This window comes from Arthrobacter sp. 05T45 (assembly GCF_056395875.1).
This window is the reverse complement of the sequence record NZ_JBFTKI010000013.1, coordinates 47,437-68,747: the sequence shown is the minus strand read 5'-3', so window position 1 is coordinate 68,747 and position 21,311 is coordinate 47,437. Positions and strand designations below refer to the sequence as shown.

17 protein-coding genes are annotated in these 21,311 nt (G+C 65.6%); 4 read left to right on the top strand and 13 right to left on the bottom strand.

Annotated elements, in window-relative coordinates:
* Window positions 1-161: 161 nt before the first annotated feature.
* The 4 genes from AC1DGD_RS13630 to AC1DGD_RS13615 form a co-directional block, all read right to left on the bottom strand.
* A complete protein-coding gene (locus AC1DGD_RS13630; protein ID WP_476857128.1) occupies window positions 162-872 on the bottom strand; it encodes a GntR family transcriptional regulator in 711 nt (236 codons plus the stop codon).
* Between the two features lie 591 nt (window positions 873-1,463).
* Entirely contained in the window at window positions 1,464-2,534 is a 1,071-nt protein-coding gene (locus AC1DGD_RS13625; RefSeq protein ID WP_476857127.1) for an alkene reductase, read from the bottom strand.
* Window positions 2,535-2,616: 82 nt separating this feature from the next.
* Entirely contained in the window at window positions 2,617-3,672 is a 1,056-nt protein-coding gene (locus AC1DGD_RS13620; RefSeq protein WP_476857126.1) for a 2,3-butanediol dehydrogenase, read from the bottom strand.
* Window positions 3,673-3,819: 147 nt separating this feature from the next.
* Window positions 3,820-5,610, bottom strand: a complete 1,791-nt coding sequence (locus AC1DGD_RS13615) for an NAD(P)-binding domain-containing protein (RefSeq protein WP_476857125.1) — start codon at window positions 5,608-5,610, stop codon at window positions 3,820-3,822.
* Window positions 5,611-5,815: 205 nt separating this feature from the next.
* On the opposite strand from AC1DGD_RS13615, the gene AC1DGD_RS13610 reads away from it, so the two are divergent.
* Complete coding sequence (locus AC1DGD_RS13610) at window positions 5,816-7,153, top strand: helix-turn-helix domain-containing protein (protein ID WP_476857148.1); 1,338 nt, start codon at window positions 5,816-5,818, stop codon at window positions 7,151-7,153.
* A gap of 7 nt (window positions 7,154-7,160) precedes the next feature.
* On the opposite strand, the gene AC1DGD_RS13605 is transcribed toward AC1DGD_RS13610, so the two are convergent.
* On the bottom strand, window positions 7,161-8,015 hold the full coding sequence (locus AC1DGD_RS13605; protein WP_476857124.1) for a hypothetical protein: 855 nt from the start codon (window positions 8,013-8,015) through the stop codon (window positions 7,161-7,163).
* 92 nt (window positions 8,016-8,107) lie between these two features.
* Window positions 8,108-8,692, bottom strand: coding sequence for a DUF6318 family protein (locus tag AC1DGD_RS13600; RefSeq protein WP_476857147.1), 585 nt, complete (start codon window positions 8,690-8,692; stop codon window positions 8,108-8,110).
* A gap of 268 nt (window positions 8,693-8,960) precedes the next feature.
* Here AC1DGD_RS13600 and AC1DGD_RS13595 point away from each other — a divergent pair, with 268 nt between their 5' ends.
* The 3 genes from AC1DGD_RS13595 (at window position 8,961) to AC1DGD_RS13585 (ending at window position 10,519) form a co-directional block, all read left to right on the top strand.
* Complete coding sequence (locus tag AC1DGD_RS13595) at window positions 8,961-9,395, top strand: pyridoxamine 5'-phosphate oxidase family protein (RefSeq protein ID WP_223915503.1); 435 nt, start codon at window positions 8,961-8,963, stop codon at window positions 9,393-9,395.
* Between the two features lie 148 nt (window positions 9,396-9,543).
* Window positions 9,544-10,029 carry a very short patch repair endonuclease gene (locus tag AC1DGD_RS13590; protein WP_476857123.1) on the top strand — a complete coding sequence of 162 codons (486 nt, stop codon included), beginning with the start codon at window positions 9,544-9,546 and terminating at the stop codon, window positions 10,027-10,029.
* Window positions 10,030-10,177: 148 nt separating this feature from the next.
* Window positions 10,178-10,519, top strand: a complete 342-nt coding sequence (locus tag AC1DGD_RS13585; RefSeq protein WP_476857122.1) for a hypothetical protein — start codon at window positions 10,178-10,180, stop codon at window positions 10,517-10,519.
* Here the strand turns inward: AC1DGD_RS13585 and AC1DGD_RS13580 are convergent.
* The 7 genes from AC1DGD_RS13580 to AC1DGD_RS13550 form a co-directional block, all read right to left on the bottom strand.
* Complete coding sequence (locus tag AC1DGD_RS13580) at window positions 10,516-11,910, bottom strand: 5-methylcytosine restriction system specificity protein McrC (protein WP_476857121.1); 1,395 nt, start codon at window positions 11,908-11,910, stop codon at window positions 10,516-10,518. The genes AC1DGD_RS13585 and AC1DGD_RS13580 overlap by 4 nt on opposite strands.
* Window positions 11,903-14,134 (bottom strand): McrB family protein, encoded by a 2,232-nt coding sequence (locus tag AC1DGD_RS13575; protein ID WP_476857120.1) that lies wholly within the window; start codon window positions 14,132-14,134, stop codon window positions 11,903-11,905. Before AC1DGD_RS13575 ends, AC1DGD_RS13580 begins: the two co-directional genes overlap by 8 nt.
* A 68-nt stretch (window positions 14,135-14,202) precedes the next feature.
* On the bottom strand, window positions 14,203-14,547 hold the full coding sequence (locus AC1DGD_RS13570) for a hypothetical protein (protein WP_476857119.1): 345 nt from the start codon (window positions 14,545-14,547) through the stop codon (window positions 14,203-14,205).
* 59 nt (window positions 14,548-14,606) lie between these two features.
* Complete coding sequence (locus AC1DGD_RS13565; protein ID WP_476857118.1) at window positions 14,607-15,038, bottom strand: acyl-CoA thioesterase; 432 nt, start codon at window positions 15,036-15,038, stop codon at window positions 14,607-14,609.
* Window positions 15,039-15,187: 149 nt separating this feature from the next.
* Window positions 15,188-17,263 (bottom strand): ABC transporter ATP-binding protein, encoded by a 2,076-nt coding sequence (locus AC1DGD_RS13560; protein ID WP_476857117.1) that lies wholly within the window; start codon window positions 17,261-17,263, stop codon window positions 15,188-15,190.
* Window positions 17,260-18,993 carry an ABC transporter ATP-binding protein gene (locus tag AC1DGD_RS13555; RefSeq protein WP_476857116.1) on the bottom strand — a complete coding sequence of 578 codons (1,734 nt, stop codon included), beginning with the start codon at window positions 18,991-18,993 and terminating at the stop codon, window positions 17,260-17,262. The genes AC1DGD_RS13560 and AC1DGD_RS13555 overlap by 4 nt, the downstream gene beginning before the upstream one ends.
* Before the next feature lie 308 nt (window positions 18,994-19,301).
* Window positions 19,302-21,299, bottom strand: coding sequence for an MDR family MFS transporter (locus AC1DGD_RS13550; RefSeq protein WP_476857146.1), 1,998 nt, complete (start codon window positions 21,297-21,299; stop codon window positions 19,302-19,304).
* Between the last annotated feature and the right edge of the window lie 12 nt (window positions 21,300-21,311).

The window sequence follows — 21,311 nt, the reverse complement described above, 5'->3', positions numbered from 1 at the left end:
CCTTGTGACTCCCCATGCCGGCACCGTAGCCGTCACAATCGAAGATCCTATAGGGTCTTCGATCAGCTGTGAAGAGGGTCACAAAAAGAGGGCGCAGAAGCCGGGCGCGGCGCGCTGTTACGCGGCGTTGGGCCCGCGTGCGTCAGCCTGGGAAGTGCGCCTTATTCCGCGGGAGCGTCCGCTATGGCGCGGCCGCGCACCTTTTGCACGTGCTCGGCCATGGCGGCTGCGGCCTTCTCCGGATCGCCCGTCGCCAAGGCATCCAGGACGGCCTGATGTTCGGCGATCGCGTGATCGGCGTCGGTGATACCCACTCCCCCGAACAGGCGGAAGCGCTGAATCTGCCCGCCGAGAGCGGCATAAGCTGCCACCATGAACTGGTTGCCTGTCTGCTCCGCGATCAGCCGATGGAACCGCTCGTCGGCCTCGAGGTAGCCGCGGAACTCGGCAAAGGAAGGCCCGCGCGGCGCGTCCTTGAGATCGGTGACGGCCTGCGCCAGTTCCTTGAGGCGGTTTGGCGTGAGCCGGGAACACGCCAGGCGGGCGTTCACGGGCTCGATCGCGAGCCGGGCTTCCATGAGCTCGGCGAAGTCTTCCCGGGTGAACACCGGAGCAACCCGGTAGCCCTTAAGGGCCACGCGGCGCACCATCCCGGTGTGTTCCAGCCTGGCGAGCGCCTCCCGCACGGGGGTGGGCGAGACGTCGAGTTCCCGGGCGGTCCCGTCGATGCTGACCGCGGTTCCGGGTTCCAGCCGGCCATCCATCAGCGACGCCAGAAGTTCTTCATAAACGTGGTCCGCCAGGACCTGCCGGCTGACTGCGCGGCCGGCGGGGCGCCCCTCAGAATGGCTGCCGGTGGAAGCTAATTGCATCTTCAGATCCTATAGGACTAGGCACGGCGAGGCCCCCTCCGGGACATGCCCATTTGCCGCCCCCACCGCTGGACATGCCCCTCGCTCCGCACCATGGGCCCACGGGGGACATGCCCAATCCCGGCGCCAGCCACGGGACATGTCCAGTGGCCAATTTGTCGAGGGAACATGTCCCGGGGCCCCGATGTGCAGGATGGGACATGCCCCCCCGCACACGCCAGCGAGGGACATGTCCAGCCTTGGGCCCAACCAACGAGGGACATGCTCATTGTTAAGCGCGACCAGTGGGCAGAATGGCATTCTGCCCACTGGTCGTGGCGGCCGCTGGGCATGTCCCATGGCCATGATGCGCCGCGAGGAACATGCTCTCTCGTGCAGATCATCGCGGCACATGTCCGGCAGCGGGTGCGGCCCTGTGACTCGCGCATCCGGTCTCGGACCTGCCCGCGAGGGACATGCTCATTGTTAAATGCGATCAGTGGGCAGAATGGCATTCTGCCCACTGGTCTTGGCTGCGGCTGAGCATGTCCAACCGAGCGTGACCTGCGCGGCGCGTGCGGCGCCGCGGGAGTCACCGCACCGCAGTTGGTCCTAGTTCTGGTAGGCCGGGTAGTCGGTGTAGCCCTCGGCGCCGTCGGCGTAGAACGTGGACGCGTCGGGCTCGTTGACCGGCAGGCCTTCGCGCCAGCGGCGGGCGAGGTCCGGGTTCGCGATGGCCGGGCGTCCGACGACGACGGCGTCCGCGTGCCCGTCGGCAACCAGCGAGATGGCCTCATCACGGGTGGTGATGACGCCAAATCCGGTGTTGACGAGGAAGGCGCCGTTGAACCGTGAGCGCAGGTCCTGGACCAGCTCGCCGGTGGGATCCTTGTGCAGGATGCTCAGGTAGGCCAGGTTCAGCGGCGCAATAGCATCCACCAGCAGGCGGTACGTCTCGCGAACATCTGCGGCGTCCAGTTCGGTGACACCCTGGACGTTGTGCTCCGGCGAGATCCTGATGCCGACGCGTTCGGCGCCCACGGCCTCAACCACAGCCCGCACAACTTCGATCACGAAGCGCGCCCGGTTCTCGGGCGTGCCGCCGTAGATGTCGTCGCGCTGGTTCGACGACGGCGCCAGGAATTCGTGCAGCAGGTAACCGTTGGCAGAGTGCAGCTCCACGCCGTCGAACCCTGCCTCGATGGCGTTCCGCGAGCCCTGGACAATTTCCTGCAGGACGCCGGGCAGTTCGTCGGTGGTCAGGGCGTGCGGCACCGGGTGCGCCTGCTTGCCCTTGGACGTGCGGGTCTCCGCCTCGACGGCGATGGCGCTAGGCGCAACCACCTGGTGGCCGCCGGTGATGTCCTCGTGCGAAACCCGGCCTCCGTGCATGACCTGCGCGAAGATCCGGCCGCCTTCGGCGTGAACGGCGTCCGTGACCTTCTTCCAGCCGGCAATCTGGTCCGGGGTGACGATGCCGGGCTGGCCCGGGTACGAGCGCCCGGCCGGGCTCGGGTAGGTGCCCTCGCTGACGATCAGGCCCAGTGAAGCGCGCTGGCGGTAGTGCTCAGCAACCAAGGGCCCCGGGATACCTTCCTGGCCGGAACGGAGACGGGTCAGCGGCGCCATGACGAGCCGGTTGGGCAGTTCCAGCTCGCCGAGGGTCATCGGGGAAAACAGCATGCGCAATTCCTTTCGCAGTGAATGGCTTCACTGGCGGCAACTGCGAGGCGTCTGCAACTATTCCCGCGTGAGACTCTCATCACTACGGGTGAACGATGATCTTCACCGCGGTGTCGTTGTGGTTGATCAGCGTGTCGAACCCCTTGTCCACCAAGTCGTCCAAGGCGATCCGCCCCGTAATGAAGGGTTTCAGGTCGACTTTTCCTTCCTGGACGAGCTTGATGGCGGCTTTGTGGTCGCCGCAGTAGGCGATGGTGCCGCGCAGGTCGATTTCCTTGAGCACCACTTTCTGCATGTCGACCGTGGCCGGGTGCCCCCAGATCGAGACGTTGACGACGACGCCGGCGGGCCTCACGACGTCGAGCATGGTGTCCAGCACCGCATTCACACCGGCACATTCAAACGCCGCATCGGCCCCCGCACCGTTGGTCAGTTCCAGCACGCGCGCCTTGACGTCCTGGGCACTCGGATCGAGCACGTGATCCGCGACCCCGGACGAAGTCGCCTTGTCTTTGCGGGCGGCCGACAGCTCGGTAACGATCGTGGTGACGCCGATGCCTTTGAGGACCGCGGCGGTCAGCAGGCCGATGGGTCCGGCACCCCCGACGACGGCGACGTCCCCGGCTTTGACGCCGCTCCGGCCGACGGCGTGATACGCCACCGCAAGGGGTTCGATCAGTGCGGCCTCGTCCAGGGGGATGTCGCCGACAGGGTGCACCCACCGGGTGTCGACGACGATCTTCTCGCTCAAGCCGCCACCGCCGCCCGCCAGGCCGATGAAGCCCAACTTGGTGCACAGGTTGTAGTGGCCGCTGAGGCAGGGACCGCATTCATTGCAGACGTAGTACGGCTCCACGACGACGTTGTCTCCAACGGCCAGACCGCTGACGCCTTCCCCCAGTTCCTCGACGGTGCCGGAGAACTCGTGGCCGAGGGTGACCGGGGCGGCCTCGTGGGTGAGCCCGTGGGGGTGGCCGGGCGGCGGGGTGAAAATGGGTCCTTCCAGGAATTCATGGAGGTCCGTGCCGCAGATACCGCACCAGGCCACGGCGATCTTCACCGTTCCCGGTCGCAGCTCCGGCTCTTGAATGTCTTCGATCCGGAGATCCTCGCGGGCGTGGAATCGTGCTGCTTTCATGGTGTTTCACCTTCGCAGTCCAGGACCGTGGATGCGCCCGGTCAGGCGCATGCACGGAATAAAAGTTGGATTTTCACAGCGGGGCCGTAGCCCCAGTCTGGTGGCCGTGGCTGAGATTGTCACGACCCCGTGAGTCGGCGCGTGCGGTTAGCGCGCGTGATGCGTGGGCTGCAGCTCGAAGACCGGCGTCGGCAGTCCTTCCATCCTGGCCTTGAGCTGCAGGGCAAGATAGTTCGAATAGTGCCGGCTCTGGTGCAGATTGCCGCCGTGGATCCACAGGTTCTCCACGTTGGTGGGCTTCCACATGTTGCGCAGTTCCCCCTCCCACGGCCCCGGATCCTTGGGCGTATCCGATCCGAACCCCCAGCACTTGCCGACGGCGTCTGCCACCTCGGGCGAGACCAGATCAGTCAGCCAGCCGTTCATCGACCCATACCCGGTGGCGTAAATAATGACGTCGGCATCCAGCTCCGTTCCGTTGGCCATCACGACGGAGTTGCCGGTGATCTTGCTGACCTGGCCATTGGCCAGCTTGACCCGGCCGTCGATGATCAGCTGCGAGGCGCCGACGTCGATGTAGTAGCCGGAGCCGCGCCTCAGGTACTTCAGGAACAAGCCGGAGCCGTCCACGCCGAAGTCCAGGTCAAAGCCGGCGGCCTTGAGCTGGGAGTAGAACTCCGCGTCCCGGCGGGCCATCTCCGCATAAACCGGGATCTGGGCTTCGGGCAGAATCCGGTACGGCAAGGAGGCAAACAGCAGGTCGGCTTTCTCCGTGGTGACGCCGTTGGCCAGTGCCTCTTCGGAGTACAGCCCGCCGAGAGCGAGGTCCATGAGGGATTCGCTGCGGGCAATATGCGTCGAGGACCGCTGGACCATGGTGACGTCCGCGCCGAGTTCCCAAAGGTCGGCGCAGATATCGTGGGCCGAATTGTTGGAGCCGATGACCACGGCTTTCTTGCCGGTCCAGTCGCCACCGCCCGGGTGCTTGGACGAGTGATACTGCTCCCCCAGAAAGGACTCGGCGCCGTCGAACGTGGGGACACTCGGGTACCCCGATACACCCAGGGCGAAGACGAGCTGCTTCGGGCGCAGGGTGACCGGTTCGCCGTCGCGCATCACCTCCACCACCCACTGCTGGGACGTTTCGTCGAAGCGGGCATTGGTGCACTCGGTCTTGGACCAGTAGTTCAGTTCCATGATCCGTGTGTAGTTTTCCAGCCAGTCGCCGATCTTGTCCTTGGCCGCGAAAACCGGCCAGTCGTCGGGGAACTTCATGTAGGGCAGGTGGTCGTACCAGACCGGATCGTGCAGGTGGAGGGACTTGTAGCGGTTCCGCCAGGAGTCACCCGCGCGCTCATTCTTTTCGATGATGATGGTGGGCACTCCGAGCCTCCGCAGCCGCGCGCCCAGCCCGATCCCGCCCTGGCCGCCGCCGATGATGACGGTGTAGGGCTGGGCTTCGTAGCCTAGCCTCGCCTCCTGCTCCTCCTTCAGTTCCAGCCAGGATTTGCGTCCTTTGGTGATCTCGTGGGCGACCCCCTTGTCCCGGTTGGGGCCCTTCTTTTCCTCAAAGCCCTTCAGCTCCTGCATGGTGGTGAGCAGGGTCCAGCATTTGCCGTTCCGGAGGCGCAGATGGGCGTAGCCCCGGGCCTGGGCGGTCTCGAAGTTCACCCAGGCCTCGGCATTGGCGGCGTCCCCGGTGGCGTCCTCGGCGAGGGTCCAGTTGCTGGGCTGCACGTCGCCCAGGGTCGCCTCGAGCATGCGCCGGATGTCCTCTTTGCCCTCCAGCGTCTTGAGGTTCCAGGTGAAGGAGACGAAATCGCGCCAGTACGAGTCGTCGTCAAAAAGTTCCAGTGCGGCGTCCGTGTTGTGGCTGCGCAGTGCCTCATCGAACTGCGCCAGCCACGCCCCGACGACGCCGTTTGGTGTCTCAGGCATGTTTCCTCTTTCCATTGCTGACAGGGGGCCGCTCCCGTTGCGTGGCGCATAGACCACGCAGTGACCCGCATCACAAGTAAAAGTCGCAGGGGGTTACAATCGGGTTACACGGAGCTCTCAAGCTGTCGGCGGGCGCGCAGGTTGGCCGACGGCGGCAGGGACCCAGCCGGGTGCGACGATTCGAGGGCGAGTTGAGAGAATGAGCATGCGGCAGGGCAACGGCCCCATCACGCATCCCTCGGACCTCAGGTTTTCTGCACCGGCGGAGTACGCCCGAATTCTCCGGGCGGCGCACGAGACCACGATTTCTGGCACTCCGGATCCGCACCTCTCGCCGTCGCTTATCAAGTCCTGGCAGCGTTCCCTGGCTCTGGGCATCAATCCGGACAAGCACCGGCCCCTGCACCGGCATGAAGTCTCCGAGGCGCGATCCCTCAGCGCCGGCCATCGGCTGGCTGCGGTGATGCCGGCGCTGTCACAGCTTCTGGCCGATGAGACCGTGACCGGACGCCATCTGCTGATCGTCACCGACCACGAGGGCGAAGTGCTGTGGCGCGTCGGCAGCAAGCAGGCCTTGCGGCTCGCGGACTCGCTGGAGTTCGTGGAGGGCGCCGACTGGTCCGAATCAGGGGTGGGCACGAACGCCATCAGCGAGGCCTTGGTGACCGGTGCGCCGGCGCAACTTTTCTCGGCCGAGCACCTCGTGCGGACACACCACGACTGGGCTTGCACCGCATCCCCCATTCGCGACCCTTTGACCGGCGACATCGTCGGCGTCCTGGACGTCTCCGGCCCGTTCGAATCGGTCACGCCGGACAGCCTGCGGCTGGTGCGTTGCGGAGTGCGGCTCGCAGAGGAGCTGCTGAAGTCGGCCCCGTTTCCCGACGGCGGCGTCGGCCGCTCGGGGCAGCGGTCCCCGGGTGGCGAGCGGGCAGTGCGCGACGGCGGCGCCCGACCCCAGCTCGTGCTGCGGCTCCTGGGGGACGCGCCATCCGCGGCGGTCGACGGCGGCATCAGCCGTCCGCTGACTGTGCGCCGCGCCGAGATCCTGGCCCTGCTGGCCTCGCGTGATCAGGGCTGGAGTGCCGAAGAATTGGCGTACGAGATCCATGGCGATGCGGGCACCGGCGCGGCGATCCGGACCGAGATGCACCGGATCCGCGCCATTCTGGGCGATGTCCTGGAAGCGAACCCCTACCGATTCTCTTCAACCCTCAACGTCGTGACCGACGTTTCCGTTGTGGCCGGTCATCTGCGGGACGGTCGGGTTGCCGAGGCGTTCGCGGCGTACCCTTCAAAACTGCTCACCCGTTCGGTCAATCTGGCGATCGGGTTCATGCGCGACGAGCTCAACACGGCCGTGGGAGCTTCCATCCGGTCAAGCGGTGATGCCCGGCTGATGCTGCAGTGGTGCACGAGCGACATGGGGTCCTTCGATACGGCGACTGCGGCTGCCGTGGCTGCTCTTATGGGGCCGGACGACCCGCGTTGCCAGCTCGTGAATGCCCGGATGGAACGGGTGGACCGGGAATTGCGAGCCTAGCCACGGACTAGGGCGGCGGCGGGGCGACCCCCGGGCAGCCTTGGCCTCGGGGATTCTGCAGACACGTGTCTGCGTAGTTCCTGGTGATCGTCCGCCAGACACTGACGGTCTGTGGCGGCGAGCTGAATTGCCCTTGGCCGGGGATGGGCAGCGGCGGTCCGCCATTGACGGAGTAGGTTCCCTGGAAATGCGTCGTCAAAACCACCGGGAAGTCGCCGGTCTGGGTGTACACGTGACTCGTCAGGGTCTTCTCGCCCCAGCGATCCTGTGGAAGCGGTCCGCCGGCCACCGCTTGCGGGCCGAGAGAGGTGCTGTCGCCATAGCTCCAGGAGTACTGGACCGGCTTAGCGGTGACGTGGACGGCCTGGGCCAGGATTGTGATGTCGAACTGCTGATCTGCTGCGCTGGCGAAGAAATTGGTCTCGGCGCCCCGGAGCGTGTTGGGGCTGGGTTGGGCCGTAGACAGTCCCGCAGTTATCGGAAGCCGCTGGAACTCCCTCTGGATCATTGCGGCAATTCTGGGCAGCAAATCCGCCGGCCGGGGATCGAAGAGGCACGTCGGGCCGGAGTGAAATGACCATGTCGGGTTCGCGATTCCAGCTGGCGCCTTCAGCCAAACGACCGGAATACCTTCTTTGCCGCCGGGGCCGTTCTTGCAATCGACGAGGACTGCAAGACAATCCGCATCAAAGTCGCCTCCGCCCAGATGGCATTGGAGTTCGTATTTGTATTGGAAGGGGTCTGCGAATGTAGCACCCGGCTGGAGGGCCACAAATTTGCCCGTGGCTGGATCCAGTCTCCAACCGCCAACATCTACCCCTTGGCTTCCGAATCCTGAATCAATGCCGCCCTCTTCACCCATCGCAACAAGGGGTAGCGATAGGGAGCCCGCACAGAGTAGCCCGCCGGCGAGCAACCTAAAAATTCTATGCCTGGTTGGAAACACTGACGCGCTCACCGGAGCGGATGGAGAGCGGTAATTTGCCACGCGCCATTCTTGAACGCCGCCAGCATTACGTTGCCTGTATCTGATGGCGGCGTCGGTTTCCGGAATTCCGATCCGCCAGGGTCGAAATACGTGATCTTCGTCTGCTGAACCTGGACAGCAATCTGATACTGGCCGTCGGACTGGGATTCAAAGGTCGTGCTAAGTGAAGGCGTCTCAATATGGCCGCCGACCAGCCATCGGCCCTCCGCATAATTTGTCTTCAATGAACGCGTGATGTTTGAGCAGAACTCGCACCCAGTGGAGGTCACGGATTCCAACCCTGACGAGGTCCCAGTCTCGTACGCGAAATTTAGTTCTTTGAACCAGTACCGCGCAAACGCCTCCAGCCCTTCCTTCGTCTCCGCCTTCGCAGCTTCCGGCAACTCGGGTACTGGGACGTTCTGCGCCTTGCCGGTCGCGTCGGCGGGCTTGTAGCTGGCAGTAGGTGTCGGAGTTGCGCTCGGGGTGGCCGGCCCTGAGGGACTCTGCGAAGCAGCCGGTGCAGATCCGGGAGGCGGCGTTCCACCCCCGCTGCACGCTGTGGCCGACATCAGGGAGATCGACACCCAAGCGACCACACAGGCTCGCCAGGGACCAGAAAGCGAAGTGCGAGAGGTCATGGTCAGCTACTCCCCCGATAGAAAATCAAGACGATTGAAGCCAATTTGTGGCTTAAGGGTAACCGAGATCACATTTTGCCGGTCAAAATTATCCACAGGCAGCATGTGCCCGCCCATCGGACCGGCAGAACACCCCTGCAGTCCCTTGCCAGTCCTTTAGCCCCTAGCCAGCGACGGCCTGATTCAGAACAATGAACCCATGATGTTCGAACACGAAGACGGCAATCCGATCCTCACACTTGACGACGACCAAGCCTGGACATTGATTGAGGGCACAAAGCACGGCAGGCTCGTGGTCACTGTGGCCGGAGAACCCGACATTTTCCCGGTGAACTACGCGGCCAGCGGCCGGAAACTGTTCCTCCGCACCGCCCCGGGAAACAAACTGGCCGAGCTCACCATCAACTCGAAGGTGCTCTTCGAAACCGACGGGATCCTGTCCGACGAAGCATGGTCAGTAGTCCTGCGCGGCACTGCGCGCGTGCTCGACCAATCGGCGGATATCGCCGACGCCGAGGCCCTCGGGCTGAAACCGTGGGTTCCAACGTTGAAGGACTTCTACGTCGAAATTACGCCGACGTCGCTCAGCGGACGCCACTTCCAGTTCGGCGAACACCCGGAGCGCGAAATCTAACGCCCGACGGCGGCTACCGACCCGCTGTTCCCCGGCCCGCAGTTCCCCGGTCCGACGCCCCCCGGTTCGCTTCAGACCCGCGCCCCGAGGCTGCTGCCCGACGGCTGTTGCCCGGCGCCAAGACTTGGCACCCGCCTAGACTTAAACAATGGCGGACAAGCTGACTCCGGAGCGGCGCAGCTGGAATATGTCCAGGATCCGGGGCAAGAACACCAAGCCGGAAATGCTGGTCCGCAGGCTGCTGCACGCGAAGGGATACCGCTACCGCCTGCACGGCACCGCGGGCGGCGGCAAACTTCCGGGCAACCCCGATCTCGTCTTCGCCGGCCGCCGCAAAGTCATCTTCGTCAACGGCTGCTTCTGGCATTTCCACGACTGCCGGGTGGGCCAGCACGCACCCCAGGCAAACGCCGAGTTCTGGGAAACCAAGCGCACCCGCACCCGGAACCGCGACGCCGCCCAGCGGCTTCAGCTCGAACTCGATGGCTGGGAAGTCCTCACCGTGTGGGAGTGCGAACTGAAGGACCGATCGGCGTTGGAGCTCCGCCTCGATGCCTTCCTCCAGGGCCCTCCCCTCCACAGTCCTGTCCTGCACAGCCGTCCCGGGACGAGCCCTCCTGAGGACCTTCGCTGAGCAGAAACGCCCCGCGTGTCGCGCGGCCCACCTCCGGTGCAGGCCGAACGACCTCAGCTAATATTCGACTCCGGGGGCGATAGGCATTATTCGGTCAGTACCAACGCGTACTGCAAACACGGGAGAGCGCACGATGCCGCACTTGCTGATGTCCAACGACCAGCCCGAAACGGCTGCTGCGCCAACAGATTCCAGCCCCACAGATTCAGACCCCACAGATTCAGACCCCACAGTTCTGCCGTTCCGTCGCCTCGGCCACACGAGGCTCCACGGCTTCCGGCCCCGCCCGCTCCGCGGAGCGAACCCGGATCTGGAGCCGCTGCGCCGGCAGGCGGCCTCGATCATTGATGAGGTTCTGGCTGGCACCAACCCGGAAGAAGCTGACGTACGGGAGAAACTCCAGTGGCACGTCGCCAACAACCCGGGCCAGCCGGAAAAGGCGCTCCTGGAACATTTGCGGACAGTGGCCGACCAGCAGGAATCCGCCTAGCCGGCGGACCTGTCGATACTGGCCTGCCGGAGCACTTCGCCCCACGACTGCTGGGCAAGATCTGCCACGGCGGCCAGGATTTCCGACGGCGGTAGCGACAGATCCAGCGGGAACTCAACAATGTCGATGTCGGTATTGAGAATTCGGCGCAGCTTGATTTCCCCGGCTCCCGGGTAAACGATCCACGCCGTCGGCACCCGCAAGGATGTGCAGTAGGCCAGCATCCGATAGTGGTCGCCCGAAAGGGACGCGCCGATGTCGGCCGCGGCCTTGTACTTGGCGTCGTACACCATCACGGGCCGGCCGCCGAGGAAGTGGACGGCACCGGGCTGCACCACAATGCGGTCCGAGTCGCGGACGGCCTCGTTCAGCAGGGCGTTGTAGCGCAACCGCATTTCTCCGGGGTAGGCGACCATGGCTTCGCGCAGGGCCGTCCCCACGAAGTCCTCGAACACCTTTGCCATGTCCACCACGAACGACGCCGACTGCTGCTTGCCGTCGCCGGCCTCCGCCGACGCGTTCCGCAGGATCAGTTCGGCGAGCCGAAGAGCGGCGTGGTAGCGGGTGTTCATCCGGCTGGGCCGCCACTGCGGCAGCGGCGCGCCGGACTGAAGGCGCGTCACGGCGTCGAGCTTTCCCTTGAGCTGGCGCAGGCGGCTCAGGACTTCCGGCCGAACCCGCGGCACCTGGGACATCCGTTCCAGTGCAGCGCGCAGAATCCGGTTCTCCGCGATGTCCTCGGTGAACTCGTCGTAGGAGACTTCCAGCGGAACCAGCATGCCGGGCCGGCGGGAAATCTGGTCCGACATCCGGATCCGGCCCTTGACGGTCCGGAGGGATTCTTCCACCATGAGATACCCCTGCAGCACGCCGCGGCTCAGCGCCCGGTCAGCGAGCTGCGCCAGGGATTCGGCCAGGGCGCTCCAAAGGTCGGCATGCTCCACCGCGGCGACAGAGTCGTCCCGGAACCCTTGTTCCCCCGCGTAGCCGAGCAGGAACAGCAAACGGCTCAGCCCGAGCCGACCTTTCGGTCGCACCTCCAGCTGAACGGCGGGAGTGCGCACGGATCCGACGGTCCCCACCGGTTCGACCCGGTACAGGCCCATGCCCATCGGCGAGGCCTTCGCCAGGCCGCTGGCGTTGACGTAGGCGGCAGTGTCCGGATCAAGCCGCTCCACGACGCCGACGGAGAGTTCGTCGAGGACAATGTGCCGGCAGGCCTCCGCCGCGCCGCGTCCGGATGAACCGCGGCCTGATGAACCGCGCCCGGCCGGACCGGCTCCGGATGAACCCCGGTGGTCCGAGGCCTCCCGGTCCGACGAACCGCGGTCAGCTCCCCGTTCCGACGAACTGCGGTCCAGTGCTATGGCGTCTCCGGCCAGCCTAGGCATGCGTCAGGCGGCCCAGGAGTTGTTCCAGTCCGAACCGTTCCTCGAGCTGGGCGCGGTTGAGTTGCCCGTGATAGTGCTCCTCCAGCAGCGGCATGAGCTCGTATTTCCAAATTCTGCGCAGGCCCTTAGGCGTCTGCGCGGACTTCTTCATGAAGTACGAGGGACCGATCATGAGGTCGCGGTCCCACTCGTCGATCGCGTCGTTTAAAGCGTCAAGCAGCAGGGCCGGGGTCGTGTCCAGGTCACGGGCTTGGAGGAAGCGCAGCAGCGAGCCCTTCACCGGTTCCGTCTTCGGGTGCAGCTCGATGAAGGAGAAGCGCCGCCGGATGGCCGCGTCCATCATCGCGATGGAGCGGTCCGCGGTGTTCATGGTGCCGATGATGTAAAGATTGTCCGGCAGGGTGAACGGCTCGTTGGGGCTGTACTGAAGGTAGATCCGGTCGTCGCGGTATTCGAGCAGGAAGTACAGCTCGCCGAACACCTTTGCCAGGTTGGCCCGGTTCATCTCGTCGATGATCAGGAAGTACGGTTTGCTCTCGTTGCCGGGCTTGGCCGCTTCCTCGGCGAGCCGGCGCAGCGGTCCTGCCACGAGCTTGAAGGACACCTGTCCCTCGTCCGTCTTGTCCGGGCGGAAGCCCTCGAAGAAATCCTCATAGGCGTACGACGGGTGGAACTGGACCAGCTTGACCCGCTCGTCCGTGGTGTCGCCGGCGAGCTCGGCGGCGAGGTGTTTGGCGAGGTACGTCTTGCCGGTTCCCGGCGGACCGTAGAGCACCAGCTGCCGGTTCTCCTCGAGGAGTTCGGCGATTTCCTGCAGCGGCTCCAGGTCCATGTGCAGGGACGCGGCGAACTCCGGCGTCAGCGGCCGGAACCCGTCACAGGCCGGTTCGACGGCGGCATCCGGCGCGGCGCCGTCGCCGTCCTCGGCTTCCGCTTCAGCCGGCAGCAGCGCCTCGAGCGCCTGGATCACGCGGGTGATGTCCACGATGTTGCCGGAGGTGGTCAGCTGGCGCTGCACGTGGCGGGGCAGGCCGGTGGCGTCGTGTTCCTCATCGAACCAGCGGACCTTGCGGCGGAGCTGGCGGTTGTCTTTGGCATGCTCCGGTTCGCCGAGGACCACGCCGATCCGGACCTTGCCCGAGCTCTGGTAGAGCGCAAGGTCACCCGGCTTCATGACGGTCAGGAAGGCGAAGACTGCGGTCTTGGTGTCCTCACGCTCCACGTAGCCGAGGTGCTTGTAGTCCTCGTCAACGGCATTCTGGACCAGCCCCGCGGAGACGCCGGGGTCCAGCAGGCGGAGGTGTTCGACGTCGAGCGTCACCGCTTCCTCGTCCCGCCACTCGCCCAGCAGCTCGGCGTTGTCGTGGTGGGTGCGCAGGAGCCAGGCGCGGCGGCCGGGGTCGCCGACCTTCCGCCACTGGCTCACCAGCTGGCGTGAGTACCAGTCGATCCGCTGCCCGGCCTGCTGGTCCAGGTGCAGGCGGATCCGGTGGATGTCCGCCGAAATGTCCTCGTCGCTGTCCCCCTTGGCCCCACCCACGAGGGAAGCGAAAGCGTCACGGATCTCCTGCCGTTCGACATCGGCCACCACGGGTTCGAAATAGCTGGGCCAGACCAGGAACTCAATGCTGCGGCGGATGGCCGGCTGGTCATCCGGGGTGCCGGCGACCAGCCGGTGGAAGGCCAGCGGATCCTTGACCGCGGCCTGGACGACGTGGGCCGGCCGCTGTGCGACATGCTGCACGAAGCGGCAGAGCCATTTCAGGTGGTCCCAGATGGTCCAGTTGAATTCCGCGGTGCGGTCCCGGATCACGCCGTGGTCCGTCATGCCCGCGTAGAGCTCGTCGGGGAGCTCCAGGGCAGGCTCCAGCCAGGATGCCGCCTCGGCGACGCGGGCCCGTTTGACCTTCAGCGACTTGACCTCGTGGGCCAGCGGCAGGGACTGGAGGAAGAGTAGCTCCACGGCCAGTTGCTTCGCCCCGCGGGTGGCGTCTTCCAGGTTCTGGCGCAGGTTAGTCATCATCGGCGCCTTGGGATCCGGAACGCCCCGTTCGAGGCGTTCCAGCAACTCCGCGGCAGCCTGGACGGACCACGTTTTGGTGCGGCCGTCCAGGGGGGACGCCTTGCCGAGCAACCCCGGGCCCAGCACAAACCACGCCGCGTCTTCAATCTCCTTGGAGATACCGAGGGCGCGGTGCAGGGCAGGCTTCTTGGTTGGGGTCATACGTTCAATTTACAGGCTTAAACTGAACGCGCCCATTTAACGCCGCCCCTAAACTACCGGCCAGTAGATTATGGACGGGCGGGCAGCAGACCCGGTTTCGCGCCGGGCCGGCGCTTCACGCCGAAGGTGAAATACGTGGCCGGACCGATGAAATTCACCAGCGTGGCAAGCCGCCACATGGCCTTGCTGCCGCGGATCTGCGCAGCCGGGCGTCGGCTGATGTCCGTCTGGGCTGCGACCAGCAGCGAGAGTTGGACGATGCCAGCGGAGATGGTTCCGAACCGTGCCATCGGCGAGAGTTCGTTCCACTTCTTCTTGCGGGTGTGCTGCTTGTGGATGTTCTGGTGCAAGGTGTTGCCTAGGTTGTGATGCATGTTCTTGTGCATGTCTTTGCCCATGTTCACGGCGACCACGCCTCCTTATGCGTCGGGATTGTTCATTCTAGGAGCCGTGCCGGGAACCGGAACAGAGGCTATGGGACCGGGTGGGCGCGGGTGTGGGGAGCCATCCGGTCCTTCTGCTCCGGCGTCAGCCGCAACACCCGGCCGGTTGCCTCGTCCACAAAGGCAAGATGGCTCGTGGCCCGGACACAGTCCTCCCGCGTGACGGGATCCTGCACCAGGTAGTGGATGTCGAAGCTGGCGCCCTTAACCGCCCCGATCCACAACTGGACGACGGCGGGCACGTTCCGGTACTCAAGGGTCCTGACGTACCTGATCTTGTGCTCGACGACGAGCGCCAGCGTCCCTTCCGGAATTTCATTGAAGAGCGGCACCAGCGGTTCGGTTCCCGGCAGCCCGGGACCCCGGGGCGGGCCGAAAGCCGCGATCCGTGCTTCTTCGAGGATCCGGACAATCTGGACGTTGTTGATGTGCCCGTAGGCATCCATATCGCTCCAGCGCATCGGCACCTCCACCTCGAGGCGCCAGGGCTCCGTGGATGTGTTCTCCTCAGCGGGTCCACCCTTCCCGGCCGGGCCCGCGGCTGTGCCTGCGCTCTCCCTGCCGGGCCCGTTCCCGCCGGCTGCGCCCTTCCCGGCGGGGCCTGCGGCGCTCAGCTGTGCACCGCCGTCGCGTCCTCCGCGGAATCCGCCACGGCAGAGTCTGCGTCCTCACCGGCGAACTGGGACATGTACAGCCGGTAGTACGCGCCCTGCAGGGCCAGCAGTTCGGCGTGCCGGCCCTGCTCGACGATCTGCCCGTCCTCCATGACAAGGATGGTGTCGGCGTCCCGGATGGTGGAAAGGCGGTGGGCGATGACGAAACTGGTGCGCTCCGTCCGCAGCGCCGCCATGGCCTTCTGGACCAGGGCTTCGGTGCGGGTATCCACGGAACTCGTGGCCTCGTCCAGGATCAGCAGCGACGGGTTCGCCACAAAGGCCCGGGCGATGGTGATCAGCTGCTTTTCGCCGGCACTGACGTTGTTGCCCTCTTCGTCGATCACCGTGTTGTAGCCGTCCGGCAGCGCCCGGACGAAGCGGTCCACGAACGTGGCCTTGGCCGCCGCCAGGATCTGTTCTTCGGTGGCGTCCAGCTTGCCGTAGCGGATGTTCTCGTAGATGGTTCCGCCGAACAGCCAGGCGTCCTGCAGCACCATACCGACCTTGGCGCGCAGCTCCGAACGGCTCAGCCGGGTGATGTCCACCCCGTCCAGGGTGATGCTGCCGGAGTTGAGCTCGTAGAAGCGCATCACGAGGTTGACCAGGGTGGTCTTGCCCGCCCCGGTCGGTCCCACGATCGCCACCGTGTGTCCGGGCTCGGCCGTGAAGGACAGGTCCTCGATCAGCGGCTTGTCCGGCGTGTAGCTGAAGGTGACGTGCTTGAACTCGACGTGCCCGTCTGTCTTCGCCGGGAGGTGCTCGGTGGCGGTCTCGGCGTCCTGTTCGTCGGCGTCGAGGAATTCAAAAACCCGCTCGGCGGAGGCGACACCGGACTGCAGCATGTTGGCCATGCCGGCCATCTGGCCCAGCGGCTGGGTGAATTCGCGCGAGTACTGGATGAACGCCGTGGCGTCGCCCAGGCTCATGCTGCCCGAAGCCACGCGCAGCCCGCCGACGACGGCGATCCCGACATAGCTGAGGTAGGAGACAAACTGCATGACCGGCATAATCATGCCGGAGACGAACTGGGCTCCGAAGCTGGCCTTGTAGAGTTCCTCATTGCGTTCGTCGAAGCGGGCCAGCATGTCGGCGTCGCGGCCGAACACGCGGACGAGGTCGTGGCCGGAGAACGATTCCTCGATCTGGCCGTTGAGCTCACCGGTGTTCTTCCACTGGGCGGCGAAGAGTTTCTGGCTGCGGGCGCCGATGATGCCGGCGGCCACGCCGGAGAGCGGCAGGGCGACGAGGGCGATCAGGGCCAGCTGCCAGGACACGATGAACATCATGATCACGATCCCGATGACCGTCAGGGCCGAGTTCACGAGCTGGGCGAAGGCCTGCTGGAGCGCCTGCTGGATGTTGTCGACGTCGTTCGTGACACGGGAAAGGATGTCGCCGCGCTGGCGGGTATCGAAGTAGTTCAGCGGCAGCTTGTTGAGTTTCTTCTCGGTGTCATCGCGCAGCGTGCGCACCACGCGCATGACCAGCACGTTGAGGACATAGCCCTGGAGCCACAGAAAGATGTTGGCGACGAAATACATCACCAGCACCACGCTGATGAGGAACGCGAGCTTCTGAAAATCGATGCCAGCGCCCGGCACGACGTCCATCTTGGCGAGCATGTCGGCGAAGTTGTCCTGGCCCTGGGAGCGCAGTCCTTCGATGAACTGTTCTTTGGTGGCCCCGGCCGGGAGCTGCTTGCCGACCACTCCGGCGAAGATCACGTCCATCGCCTGGCCCAGGATCCTCGGGGCAATGACGTTGAGGACGACGGCGACCGTCACCATGGCGAGCACGGCGGTGATGCCGGCGCGCTCGGGTTTCAGCAGTCCCATGAGCCGTTTGGCCGAGGGCCAGAAGTGCTGGGCCTTCTTGGCCGGCACGGCGCCGAACATGCCGCCGTCGGCCTCGCCGGGCGTGTACTCCTCCTCGATGAAGTCATCTTCGATCAGGTCGGTGGCGTCCGTATCGGCAGCGGCCTGGCCGGCTGCGGTGGCCGGCGTGGTGGAGACTTTCTCGTTGGTGCTCATGCCACTGCCTCCGCGCTCAGCTGGGATTCGACGATTTCCTGGTAGGTGCTGGAGCTTTCCAACAGTTCCTCATGTGTTCCGCGATCCACGATCCTGCCGTTGTCCAGCACGAGGATCTGGTCCGCATCGGCGATGGTGGACACCCGCTGGCCGACGATGATCACCGTGGCATCGGCCGTCTTGGCCTTGAGCGCCCGGCGGAGCCTGGCGTCGGTGGCGACGTCAAGGGCCGAGAACGAGTCGTCGAACAGGAAGACCTTGGGTTCGGTGACGAGCGCGCGGGCGATGCACAGCCGCTGCCGCTGGCCGCCGGAGACGTTGGTGCCGCCCTGGGCGATCCGCGCTGCGAGGCCACCCTTCTTTTCGCGCACGAACTCCGCGGCCTGGGCGACCGTCAGTGCTTCCCACAGGTCCGAGTCCGTGGCCTCGGGCTTGCCGAAGCGCAGGTTGTGCTCAATGGTGCCGGAGAACAGGTAGGGCCGTTGCGGCACCATGGCCACGCGCTGCGTGATCTCGGCGCGGGCCAGCTGGGTGACGGGGACGCCGTCGAGCAGGACCTCGCCCGACTCGGCGTCGTAGAGCCGCGGGAGCAGGGCCAGCAGGCTGGACTTGCCGGCGCCGGTGGAGCCGATGATCGCCACGGTCTGTCCGGGCTCGGCCGTAAAGCTGATGTTGCTGAGCACGGGAGCCTCGGCGCCGGGGTAGGCGAAGGTCACGTTGCGGAATTCGACGCGGCCGGCCTTTGCCGCAGGCGTCACCGGGGTGAGCGATTCGTGGATGGAGGGTTCGACGTCGAGCACTTCACCAATCCGGTCGGCGCAGACCGAGGCGCGGGGAATCATCATGGCCATGAAGGTGCCCATCATGACGGCCATCAGGATCTGCAGGAGGTACTGGAGGAAGGCCGTCAGCGAGCCGATCTGCATCTCGCCGGCATCGACGCGCTGGCCACCGAACCAGAGCACGGCGGCCGTGGAGATGTGCAGGATCATGCCGATGGCGGGGAACATCAGCACAAACAGGGAACCGATCTTCAGCGAGACGTCGGTGAGGTCCTGGTTGGCCGCGCCGAAGCGCTCGGCCTCGTGGGGTTCGCGCACGAAGGCCCGGACCACGCGGATGCCGATGATCTGCTCGCGGAGGACACCGTTGAGCCGGTCGATCTTCTCCTGCATGGAACGGAAGAGCGGCATGAGGCGGACCACGAGGTAGCCCACCACGACTACGAGCAGGGGCACGGACACCCAGACGAGCCAGGACAGGTTGAGGTCCTCGCGCAGGGCCATGAAGATCCCGCCGATGCACATGATGGGTGTGGCCACCATGAAGTTCAGCGCCATGAGCATGAGCATCTGGACCTGCTGCACATCGTTGGTGCCCCGGGTGATCAGGGTGGGGGCGCCGAAGAGGTTCACGTCCCGTGCCGAGAAGCTGCTCACCTTGCGGAACACGCCGCGGCGCAGGTCCCGGCCGAACGCCATCGCCGCCTTCGAGCCGAAGTAGACGCCGGCGATCGCGGTGGCCACCTGGATCAGCGCGACGCCGAGCATGACGCCGCCGGTGCGCCAGATGTAGTCCGTGTCGCCGCGGGAGACGCCCTCGTCGATGATCTGGGCATTGAGGCTGGGGAGGTACAGAGCCGCGATGGTCGAGGCCAGCTGGAAGATGACCACAGCCGCGATGTATGGCAGATACGGCTTGGAATAGCGCCGCATGAGGGTAACGAGCATGCCCACGAGTCCTTACGAAGACTGAATTATAGGGAGACCAAATTATGGGGAGAGCAAAGTATGGGAGAGCTAAATAGTGAAGTTTATTGGAAGGCTGATTGGAGACTAGCCCATGGGACCGACAGCCTTAGCCACCCAACTCTACGAAAACCCTCGCCCGGGAGGAACATCGGGAGCTCAATATCATCCAAACGGCGTACTTAAGCGGCTGCTGTGGTCTCCCCCGCAACCGTCTCGCCGCACGAAGGCCCCGCAGCCGCCGCTCGGGCGGCCGCGGAGCCTCTGCGGTCCGGTACTGTGAGCCGGCGCTACTCGGTCCGGTGCCGCCCGTGGGTGGCGATGTAGTCGGCAGCCGCGCGCTGCATCTTGCGCTGCTTGGCGAGCTGCCGGCGCAGGGCCGTGAGCTCCTCGGCAACCCGGGCCTGTTCCGCGGCGATCGCACGCTGCTCGGCGGCCTGCTCGTGCACGGCGCGCAGGGCGTCCGCCAGCAGCAGCTGCTGCTCCGCGAGGAGCCGCTGGGTCTGGAGCATCACAGGTACGACGTCGGCGGCTTCGGGCCGGTCCTCGGCCACCAAGGTCCGGGTCCGCTGGCGGGCGGCATCGGGGAAGCGGGATTCGGCGCGCTCCCGGCTGAGCACCTCGATGAATTCCCGGTCCAGGTCAACGATGCCGGTTCCGCCGGCGGGCGAAGCTGCCTCGCCGGCGTCGTTCCCTGTGTAACCCGTGTTCCCCAAAGCCGGGGCCGTGGCACCGGCCATCGCGGCCATCCCGGCATCCGGGGCGTCCCCTGCGATTTCGGCGGGTTCCGGCCGCACGTCGACCGTGCGGCGCAGCGGGCGTTCCTTGATGAACAGGATGGCCACCAGCGCCACGAGTCCGACGACTGCGGAGATCAGGAAGACCTCGGCGATCGCGTCGCCGTAGGCGGCACGCATGATGTCGCGGATCGGTGCCGGCATGTCCTTGAGGTCCATGCTGGCCCCCGCGGATCCGGCGGGAACCTGGATGCCGGCCGATGCCAGCCCCTCCACGACGAGCTCCTTGACGCGGTTGCCCAGCACGGCGCCGAGGACCGAGACGCCGATCGCACCGCCGACGGACCGGAAGAAGGCCACAGAGGCGCTGGCCGTGCCGATGTCCTTGGCCTGGACCGTGTTCTGGACGGCGAGGACGAGGTTCTGCATCAGCAGGCCCAGGCCGACGCCGAGGATGGCGGTGTAGATACCGGTCATCCACAGGTCAGTGGTGTGGTCCATGCTGCCGGCCAGGCCCAGGCCGCCGATCAGCAAGATGGCGCCGGCCACGAGGTACCGCTTCCACTTGCCGGTGCGGCTGATCAGCATGCCGGAGGCGACCGACCCGATGAGGTTGCCGGCGATCATGGGCAGCGTGAGCAGGCCGGCCTCGGTGGGGGTGGCGCCGCGTGCCACCTGGAAGTACTGGCCAAGGAAGGTCGAGGAGCCAAACATGCCCACTCCGACGGCCACCGAGGCGAGGATCGCGAGGGCGGTGGTCCGCTCAGAGATGATCTTGAGCGGGATGATGGGCTGGGCGACCTTGGATTCCACCAGCACGAGCAGGCCAAGGAGCACGATGCCGCCGCCCACCATGGCGACCGTCTGCCACGACCACCAGTCGTAGTAGTCGGGATTGCCGGCGAAGGAGACCCAGATGAGCAGCAGGCTGACGCCGGAGGTCAACAGGATGGAGCCGAGCCAGTCGATCTTGGCGGGGCGCTTGACGTGCTGGATCTTGAGGGTGACCTGCAGCAGGATGAGCGCGACCACGGCGAGCGGGACGCAGACGAAGAAGGTCCAGCGCCACCCCAGCGGGCTGTCGACAATGAAGCCGCCGAGCAGCGGGCCGCCTGCCGTGCCCACGGCCATGACGCCGCCCATGTAGCCGGAGTACTTTCCGCGGTCGCGCGGCGGAATCATGGAGCCGATGATGGCCTGGGCCAGGGCGGTGAGGCCGCCCATGGCGATGCCCTGGATGACACGGGCGGTCAGCAGCAGCGGGATGGTCTCGGACAAACCGGCCATAACGGAGCCCGCCACGAAGATCACGATGCTCAGCTGGACGAGGACCTTCTTGTTGAAGAGGTCCGCGAGCTTGCCCCAGATCGGGGTGGTTGCCGCGTTGGCCAGGAGCGCGGCGGTGATCACCCAGGCGAAGTCCGTCTGGGTGCCCTTGAGTTCGGACATGATGGTGGGCAGCGCGTTGGCGACGATCGTGCTGCTCAGGATGGCGGTGAAGAACGCCGCCAGCAGCCCGGTGAGGGCCTCCATGATCTGGCGGTGAGTCATCGCCACAGGTTC

What these genes read in the sequence shown, in the direction of transcription:
- AC1DGD_RS13630 (WP_476857128.1), bottom strand. Translation starts at nt 872, where the DNA reads ATGCAATTAGCTTCCACCGGCAGCCATTCTGAGGGGCGCCCCGCCGGC.
- AC1DGD_RS13580 (WP_476857121.1), bottom strand. Translation starts at nt 11,910, where the DNA reads ATGCCTAGGCTGGCCGGAGACGCCATAGCACTGGACCGCAGTTCGTCG.
- AC1DGD_RS13600 (WP_476857147.1), bottom strand. Translation starts at nt 8,692, where the DNA reads ATGTCGGCCACAGCGTGCAGCGGGGGTGGAACGCCGCCTCCCGGATCT.
- AC1DGD_RS13615 (WP_476857125.1), bottom strand. Translation starts at nt 5,610, where the DNA reads ATGCCTGAGACACCAAACGGCGTCGTCGGGGCGTGGCTGGCGCAGTTC.
- AC1DGD_RS13550 (WP_476857146.1), bottom strand. Translation starts at nt 21,299, where the DNA reads ATGACTCACCGCCAGATCATGGAGGCCCTCACCGGGCTGCTGGCGGCG.
- AC1DGD_RS13620 (WP_476857126.1), bottom strand. Translation starts at nt 3,672, where the DNA reads ATGAAAGCAGCACGATTCCACGCCCGCGAGGATCTCCGGATCGAAGAC.
- AC1DGD_RS13560 (WP_476857117.1), bottom strand. Translation starts at nt 17,263, where the DNA reads ATGAGCACCAACGAGAAAGTCTCCACCACGCCGGCCACCGCAGCCGGC.
- AC1DGD_RS13625 (WP_476857127.1), bottom strand. Translation starts at nt 2,534, where the DNA reads ATGCTGTTTTCCCCGATGACCCTCGGCGAGCTGGAACTGCCCAACCGG.
- AC1DGD_RS13575 (WP_476857120.1), bottom strand. Translation starts at nt 14,134, where the DNA reads ATGACCCCAACCAAGAAGCCTGCCCTGCACCGCGCCCTCGGTATCTCC.
- AC1DGD_RS13610 (WP_476857148.1), top strand. Translation starts at nt 5,816, where the DNA reads ATGCGGCAGGGCAACGGCCCCATCACGCATCCCTCGGACCTCAGGTTT.
- AC1DGD_RS13555 (WP_476857116.1), bottom strand. Translation starts at nt 18,993, where the DNA reads ATGCTCGTTACCCTCATGCGGCGCTATTCCAAGCCGTATCTGCCATAC.
- AC1DGD_RS13585 (WP_476857122.1), top strand. Translation starts at nt 10,178, where the DNA reads ATGTCCAACGACCAGCCCGAAACGGCTGCTGCGCCAACAGATTCCAGC.
- AC1DGD_RS13590 (WP_476857123.1), top strand. Translation starts at nt 9,544, where the DNA reads ATGGCGGACAAGCTGACTCCGGAGCGGCGCAGCTGGAATATGTCCAGG.
- AC1DGD_RS13595 (WP_223915503.1), top strand. Translation starts at nt 8,961, where the DNA reads ATGATGTTCGAACACGAAGACGGCAATCCGATCCTCACACTTGACGAC.
- AC1DGD_RS13565 (WP_476857118.1), bottom strand. Translation starts at nt 15,038, where the DNA reads ATGCGCTGGAGCGATATGGATGCCTACGGGCACATCAACAACGTCCAG.
- AC1DGD_RS13605 (WP_476857124.1), bottom strand. Translation starts at nt 8,015, where the DNA reads ATGGGTGAAGAGGGCGGCATTGATTCAGGATTCGGAAGCCAAGGGGTA.